The 2,580-nt window shown below is 40.1% G+C and carries 2 protein-coding genes; both read right to left on the reverse strand.

Translation table 11 applies throughout. The features are described from left to right. Window positions 1–45: 45 nt before the first annotated feature. Entirely contained in the window at window positions 46–801 is a 756-nt protein-coding gene (gene istB / locus QMA00_RS18730) for an IS21-like element helper ATPase IstB (protein WP_076923272.1), read from the reverse strand. An 11-nt stretch (window positions 802–812) separates the two neighbouring features. Then, a complete protein-coding gene (gene istA, locus QMA00_RS18735; RefSeq protein ID WP_008466912.1) occupies window positions 813–2,363 on the reverse strand; it encodes an IS21 family transposase in 1,551 nt (516 codons plus the stop codon). Between the last annotated feature and the right edge of the window lie 217 nt (window positions 2,364–2,580).

Here is a 2,580-nt window from a genome sequence, read left to right on the forward strand (position 1 = left end):
CAGCTTTGATCGCTTGATTTATCATTTTGTAGAGCCATTTTTAAATTAACTTAACTGATCATCATCAGTCAATTCATTTAACTGTTTTCGTATCGATTCTCCTTTTAAATTCAACTTAATTGCACCATGAATCAGCCTATCTAAAATAGCATCAGCGTGCGTTGATTCGCCGATCATTTGGTGCCAGTTTTCCTGTGGTAACTGACTAATGATGATGTGTGATTTATAACCATATCTAGCATCGATTAATTCAAGTAAGTCGCTTCGTTGCTGAGCACTGAGTGGCTCTAGCCCCCAATCGTCTAAAATAAGTAAGTCGTATTTAATGAGTTTACCCAATAATTTTCGATAACTGCCATCGGCCTGTGCTAGAAATAGACTTTCAAGTAATTCTTTTAATCGAATATAGAAGACACTTTTTCCTTGTAAACAGTGCTCGTGACCCAAGGCACACGCGAGGTAGGTTTTGCCACAGCCTGTGGCGCCTGTTATTAATATATTCTGATGTAAACTCAGCCAGGTGCTTTGGCTGAGGCTGCGTATTTGTGCTTTATCTAGATTGCGCTTCGGCGAGTAAATGAGTTGATTTAACTGACCCGGTACGCGGAATTTTGCTTGTCGCACCAATCGCTCTATTTTTCTTTGGTCACGCGTATCAATTTCATGCGTTAGCAATAAACTGACGCGCTCTATAAAGCTTTGTTCTTGATATAGGTTTGGCTGTTCAAGCTGCTGCTTGAGTGCTTGCTTTATACCCGATAACTTGAGCAATTGAAGTTGCTGATTAATTGTTTCTATCATGTTTGAATTCCTTAATGGTAGTAATCTGTGCCACGTATGTTGCTGTGTGTAATTGGCTTTTCTGGCTCTGTTTGGAGTGTGGGTAATGGTTGTTGGTCTAACCCTTTTTGCAGCATTTGCTTAATAGATCTGTGTGTGGTCGTATTCATGCAAATTGCTCGGTAACATGCTCGCTCGAGGCGTTCTTTTGAATACGTTTTAGCTAAACTTAACACCCCTAAACAGGTGCGATAAGCTTGCTCTGGATGACGTTTGCTATTAAGCAATAATTCAACGACTTGATGAGTATAATCACCGATACTCAATGCCCATGAGCGTAAATTTATCGGTGACTGCTCATGCTGTTTTTGATGCGCCTTTGGCATATGATGTGTCTGTGTCGTATGTCCGCCTAAACGGTTTGAGCGAGGATGCTGTGCTATTAAAGTGCCGTCATAATAAAGCTGCACGAGTTGATTGGATATGTGTGCGCGTAATTGTTTTTTAACCCACAGATAAGGCACGCTGTAGTAATGTTTTTCTATTTCAACATGGTAATCAATATGCACACGTACTGTTTTGATTTGTGTATATTGATAGGGCTTTTCAGGCAATGGCTTTAATGCGTTTTTATCCACCATATCAAATAGCTGTTTGCGTGATTGTTGATATTGCTTCATCACCTTATTGTTCATCATATCCAGTAGCTTTGCTATTTCATGATTGAGTTGCGCTAAGCTGTGGAAGGTTTGGTTACGTAAGCGTGCCATGATCCAACGCTCAACAATTTGTACGCCGACTTCAGCCTTCGATTTATCTTTGGGTTTATAAGGTCTAGCCGGAATGACAGCAACGTTAAAGTACTCGGCTAACTGGTGGTACGTCGGATTTAAATCAGGCTCGTAGCGACAGGTTTTACTGACAGCACTTCTGAGATTATCGGGAATAACAACGTCAGGAACGCCGCCTAAAAATTCAAAGCAACGCGCATGACTCATTACCCAATCTTCAAGTTGCTGACTATACGTTGCTTCAGCATAGGTATAATTTGATGCACCTAGCACAGCAACGAATATCTGAGCAGTGCGCTTTTCTTGTGTCGTCGGACAAGTAATGGTAATTGTGGGGCCACAATAATCCACAAACAGCTTTTCACCCCCTTTATGCTGCTGACGCATTGAGAGTCGCTGGGTACCTAACCATTGTTTATAAGCTCGGCAGAAGTGACTGTAGCTGTAATAAGGCTCACCCACTTTTTCAAGTAACTCATCAAATACGAGCTGTAATGTTAGGTGTTTATGTTGTTTTAAGTCTTTATTGATATTTAACCAGTCAGGCGTAGGGTGTCTTTTTTTACGCGTTGAGAAGCGCTTGAGTTTGGTGTTGAAAAATGTATTTTGCTGTTTATCCTCTGGTATTGGCCATTGATTTAAGCCTAACTCATTGGCCTTTTTAAGGTAATTAGCCACAGTACCAGGTGAAATATTTAAACTTCTGGCAATCTCTCGATGGGATAATTGTGCTGAGTACTTCAGCCGTAAAATGGAATGTAATTTACTCATAGATATAGGTCTTGTTGTCATTGTTGTTATCCTCATCAAACGATTCAGATAACGGTTTAACACACCTACAAAAATGATAAAACGTGAACTCGGTTACGAGTGGTATTAAGCTTTGATCGGCAAAATCATTAAGAGCATAAATGTGATCATTTACAAGTGATTTTAGTGATCAAAGCTTAATGAGAATAAGCGATCAAAGTTAATGCAATTGGGTGATCAAAGCTGGAGAGAATATGCA

This window comes from Pseudoalteromonas sp. APC 3694, assembly GCF_030407565.1.
Taxonomy (GTDB): domain Bacteria; phylum Pseudomonadota; class Gammaproteobacteria; order Enterobacterales; family Alteromonadaceae; genus Pseudoalteromonas; species Pseudoalteromonas tetraodonis.

Excerpts from the sequence above, each read along its gene's own strand:
- istB (WP_076923272.1), bottom strand. The coding sequence starts at position 801 with ATGATAGAAACAATTAATCAGCAACTTCAATTGCTCAAGTTATCGGGT.
- istA (WP_008466912.1), bottom strand. The coding sequence starts at position 2,363 with ATGACAACAAGACCTATATCTATGAGTAAATTACATTCCATTTTACGG.